Annotated in this window: 4 protein-coding genes and 1 pseudogene; 4 read left to right on the top strand and 1 reads right to left on the bottom strand. The window is 33.5% G+C overall.

Annotated elements, in window-relative coordinates:
• Positions 1-373 precede the first annotated feature (373 nt).
• A complete protein-coding gene (locus tag AC4NPH_RS30905; RefSeq protein ID WP_053488574.1) occupies positions 374-574 on the top strand; it encodes a cold-inducible protein YdjO-related protein in 201 nt (66 codons plus the stop codon).
• 247 nt (positions 575-821) lie between these two features.
• Here the strand turns inward: AC4NPH_RS30905 and AC4NPH_RS30910 are convergent, their stop codons facing one another.
• Entirely contained in the window at positions 822-1,022 is a 201-nt protein-coding gene (locus AC4NPH_RS30910; RefSeq protein WP_013056497.1) for a cold-shock protein, read from the bottom strand.
• 352 nt (positions 1,023-1,374) lie between these two features.
• Here AC4NPH_RS30910 and AC4NPH_RS30915 point away from each other — a divergent pair, with 352 nt between their 5' ends.
• The 3 genes and pseudogenes from AC4NPH_RS30915 to AC4NPH_RS30925 form a co-directional block, all read left to right on the top strand.
• On the top strand, positions 1,375-1,515 hold the full coding sequence (locus tag AC4NPH_RS30915; RefSeq protein WP_080743162.1) for an FbpB family small basic protein: 141 nt from the start codon (positions 1,375-1,377) through the stop codon (positions 1,513-1,515).
• A 138-nt stretch (positions 1,516-1,653) separates the two neighbouring features.
• Complete coding sequence (locus AC4NPH_RS30920; RefSeq protein ID WP_097813104.1) at positions 1,654-1,836, top strand: hypothetical protein; 183 nt, start codon at positions 1,654-1,656, stop codon at positions 1,834-1,836.
• Between the two features lie 2,792 nt (positions 1,837-4,628).
• Positions 4,629-5,261 (top strand): annotated as a pseudogene (locus AC4NPH_RS30925) (replication protein); the annotation flags it as partial.

Consider the following 5,261-nt stretch of genomic DNA (forward strand, 5'->3'; position numbering starts at 1 on the left):
GAAATGTTTGACTTGCTCATTTAAAAAATAAAAATTAACGTTGACGTTTGTCGCTTTGTTCAGTTTTCAAAGTTCAATATTCCGTAAAACAAGTTGTCGTTTCAACGACGCTTTATAATAATAAAACATATCAAATGAAACGTCAATAGTTTTCCTAAAAAACATTATTTTTTATTCTCATTGTATTTTACACATCACCGTAACAAGTATTCTCCAAACATGAATTGCTATACTTTACTATTCATGTTCCACCTGTTTACTCTTATTTTCAACTATGAGATTGATTCTAGTAAAATATGAACGGCATAAAAGATATAAAGTATTTATGCTCTCTTTATAAGGCATACTTATAAAGAGAGGAGTAGTGATGAGTATGTATTATAACAAAAGAAATCAAGAACCTCCGGTTCAAGAAGAAACAGAAATTTGGGAATGTACAGTAGAAGAGTGTAAAGGGTGGATGAGGAAAGACTTTTCTTACGATAGTCACCAGAAATGTCCTTTGTGTAAAAGTCAGATGGAGGCTAAAAAACGCCTTATTGATAAAATCCCCCGTAACCCCCATAGAAGATAATATAAACCTATGCTTTTAGAAAGATTAAACACTACCTATACATAAAAAAGTCTTTGTTCATATTTGCTTTCTAATTCTATTGTATGTTATAACTAGTTAACCTTGTATCGATCGTCTTGACTAAACCCCAGGCTTTTTTAAAGCCTGGGGTTTCTATTTAACTGATAGTAGATAAATCACGGTATTCTAACTATAAAACCATAAAAAAAGACTCCTTTACAGGAGTCTTTTTTGTGATTACTTTTAATTATGCTTTGTGAACGTTAGCAGCTTGTGCTCCGCGTTGACCTTGCTCGATATCAAAAGTAACTTTTTGACCTTCTTCTAATGATTTGAAACCTTCACCTTGAATAGCACTGAAATGAACAAATACATCGTCTCCGCCTTCGATTTCAATGAAACCGAAACCTTTGTCTGCATTAAACCATTTTACTGTACCTTGTGTCATAATGTTGCCTCCTGCTGTGGAATACTCCACAAATGTATTACCAATCTTGCCCAAACATACTATTTCAAGATAAAAACTTCTAATTAGGGTTTTTTCTTTTCTCAATATACCGAACAAAAATAAGTTAATTGGAGTATAACACATAGGTATACCGATAGCAAATAACGGAAATAGAACCCTAATACAAAAGGTATGTACTATTGTAGCTACCTTACTCTTCTTAAGTTGACTATTATAAGAATAAGGATTCCACTCTTCATTTTATGATAGCAAATAATTGCTTTATTTCATTTAATGGTTATAATCATACTTGTCTACGGACTAAACTTAACAGTAAGAAAGAAGTGCCCTTATGAGAAAGTTAAAACCCTCTTTTCAAAACCTAGTCAATGAAAACAGACATAAAATACTAGAAGATAAAAAGGTCATGGAAAAGATTGAAGAAAAAATTGAAGCTCGACAGGAGCAGGCTATAAAGATGAAAACGAAATAAGAGTAGAATAAAAACATCCTATCTAAACGGATGTTTTTTTGTATTTTACTGCTGTCGCATTTCTAGATAAGTGTCTTTTTACAGGATATTTCATCTGCCATGTCGAATCTAGCAAATCACAAGGAAGGGGCTGTTAATATGGATTCAAAAGAACAAAAGCGGTTGGCAACTACTAGAAAACTAAGGGGAAATGCTAAAGAACGAACTGACTTATTTTCTGAGTTAGAACAAGACTTAGAGAATTTAGGATTACAACGACGAATGAAACAATTAGAGTTAGAAAGTAAGTTCCTAAAAAACCAGAACGATGAACTAGCTTAATTCACAGCACCCGTTCAGAGGTGCTTTTTCAACATTTTAAAACTGCACATCAGAATATCCTAGCTATGATCAATGCGTATTTGTCTACGTTTCACACTTTGGTTATGACAAAATCCCCCTACCTTTTTGGAGCAAAACATGTTATAATACGTTTAACCAATACTTTAATTTCGAAAAAAGGTGCTTTCCCTAAGGGAAAGCACCTTTTTTTATTTTAATTAGTCCGGACTTTCTATTAAATACGGAGATTTTCAGCCTATCCTTCTACGGACAACTGGAATATGCTATAATCCAAATATCTTTCGATTTCAATGCACATGTTATCTTAAGAGGCCAGACTGGTTTTAACTAGTCTGGCTTTCTCTTTTATTCACCTATATTTTTTATCCAACTGACCCTTTACATATGTACAACTTGCCGAATGTTCACGTAAAAAGAAGTGGTCTTTTTTATAATGTACTCTTACCAGACAAGAAGGACAAACAAAAAATCCCATGTTCTCTTTTTCACCTGTAACTTCATGAGCATAAAATTCTCCCGTTGTTTTAACTTGATCAACGATTTCCATATAACCATTATGAAAATAAGCTAGCTTGTTATAGTACTTGTTAACAATAATCAAATCTTAATTCGCTGGTTATCTTGCTTCTTCTTCTCTTCTTCTTCTCTCCTTCTCCCTTCCTAATATAAAAAAAGAAGACTCTTCTGCCTTCATTTCGCTTTCAAACTTTTGCTTTTTTTAACGTTCCATTTCTTGTGCTACAATTCTTTTTTTGTAGATTGTGCTCCATTATTCCGTGCAAAAGATTTTGTAAATCCATTTTATAATTTCTCTTTTTCCTTTTGTCCTAATACTTTTTCTCTCTCAATACCTCCACCTTTTTAAGTCGACTTTTAAAGAAATCTTAGCGAGAAATCTTTTTTATTTTTCAATTCCATTTATTTTTTAATGTCAATTGGATCTATATTTCGTAAAAACCTATCCATCATATTCGTTCCTTTCCTGTAAATTGTGAGTCCCCACTTCAAAAGAGAGAAGAGCATAAGGGGTTTTTGCCCCCACCATAGGTGTGGGGCTAGGCAGAGCCTAGCAAAACCGTGGGGACAAGAAAACCTATTGAATGTGAACCTACTGTTGACCTAAACCCTGCCCTGTTAACCTACTGTGAACATGAAAAACTAATGATGTGAACCTGCTGTGAACCTCAAAAAAACACATGTTGACCTACTGTGAACATGTGTTTTTTCACTTCATAGCAAAATCCTGTTGCTTTTCACTTAATTTTTGGATCTTTTCTTGTAGAATTTTTTGGTCACCTTCATAGAATTGAATGCTTTCATCATTAGATTGAATCGCATCTTTTTTTCCACAATTTTGGATTCTGTCTCGGCTTTTCCATAACCTTTCATTTTCTTTTTTATAAATTTTTTTCTACATAAAAAAAATAAATATCGACGCTTGTGAACGTGTATTTTTTCAGAATGGTAATCGTTTATAGAATAAAAATTGATTCATGAATGATAAAAAAGCACGCGTAAATTACTTGTATTATAAGCAAAAAGAAATTGCCGTTTTGATTATGAAAATGCAAAAGAAATAAAAAAGATTGTTTGCTTCTGTCTTATTTTCCCAAAAAACAATTCAAAATGAAGTGACCCTCGAGGAGACATTTATCAACTATGAAGGGTCGTTGAAGGGGTTCCTGGAACAAATGTTGTAATCACTGAAGGGTCGTTGAAGGGACTGTCCTTTAATTTGAGGGTGCGCTGAGGGGGTTCTTGCAAGCATTTCTTTGTACCCAAGGTTTTGTTAGGCTCTGCCTAACCTCACACAGCCTGTGGGGGCAAAAACCCCTTATGCTCTTCTCTCTATTTTTTAAAGGGCACCACTATTTTGGGGATTTTAAATAAAATATAGAAAGTAAAATAAGAACTGTTGATCTTACTACTGTTAAAAAAATTGATGAGGAAGCAAAGAAATTCGAACAATCATGACAGTAATTTTGAAAAAACAGGTTTGTAAATTAGCTATTTTTAATGAATAATTCGACTGGGAAGGACACCTTGAAATTTTAATTAGAATCAACATTAAAATGGTGGAGCGCTGTGAAATTTCTAGGAAAATCTCCAACCTCAGACTTCAACAAAAGAGCAGCTTCTACATGAGGTGGAATCTGTCCCTATCATATGTTTAACATGCTGCATAGGGTGATTTTTTCTCACCCTCTTTCCAAAAAAGGACTACAAAAAATCACCCTACCCAGAATAACCATTTGCGATTATCATTGAAAGTGTAAGAACCAATAAATCTTCAAAGTTATTAAAAATCTAGCATTATAACACACTTTTAAATATCTGGGGAGGGGTAAAAAAATACCCCTCCCCAGATTCCACAAATTCAGCTATGATGAAGTCGATTCCTAAAGAAATAACAAAAGGATCGTAGCCAAAAATACTTGTTTTGATATATTTTGCTAATTTTTTATTGAATTATAAGACTACTTAACGCTATAATTAAACTAACAAAAATGACCGGAATAGAAAAAAGACTTCAACTGTTTAAGAGGTGTTGGAAGCACCCTTAAACCGTTCCCCCTAATGCGACTAGGGAAAACACTTGTCGAAGTCTCTTGTTAATAGAGTTAGTTTTGTACAAAATAAAACTTATGGTTTTATTTTATACGAAATTGACATCTATTTCAAGGGCTTAGTTTATCTTAATTAAGACATTGTTTTCCTTTCTTCAGGGAAACAGTGTCTTTTTTGTGTTCCTTAAAGGAGAAGATGAACAAATGACAAAGATATTGACTTGCTATTTACAAGATGTAAATACCTTCAACGGACGATTCAAATGGTTATGGAAAGAGAAACCTACCCTTCGCAAAAAGAAAGAAGCGTTTTTAGAAACACTTCGTACTCATTTCAAAAAACAACAATTGGCCTTACATAAAGTATTCCCTAAAAAACGTATGGAAATGTTAGATTACGTGATTTATAACCTTGTTGCTACGGGCATTCAAGCAATCCAATCAAAAACACTTATGCAAAAATTTGATGTATCTCAAAGTACCGTTTCTCGCTTTGTGAAGTCGTTAAAGGCAACACCGTTTATGATCGTGGCACGTTATATCAAAGAAGATACAACAGGTGCTCATCCTGATAGCTATGTGTTTATCCTTAAAAGCCATAAGAATTTTGATCAAATTTGTGAGGAAATCTTTTTTGCACACGATACAACAGGTATTCAAACGCTTCAACAAGAAGAAATGACAACTCCTGTGACAACTCCTGTGACAAGTCCAGAACGTGCTGAAAACGTTGATACACCAAGCTTTGAGGACGAAAAAACATCGTCCCCCTTTATTAACCTTGATTTACCTAAAAATCATTTAAATAATCATTTAATATCTGTTTCTCAGTCATTT

This window comes from Priestia sp. MDV22-iso46 (assembly GCF_058629175.1).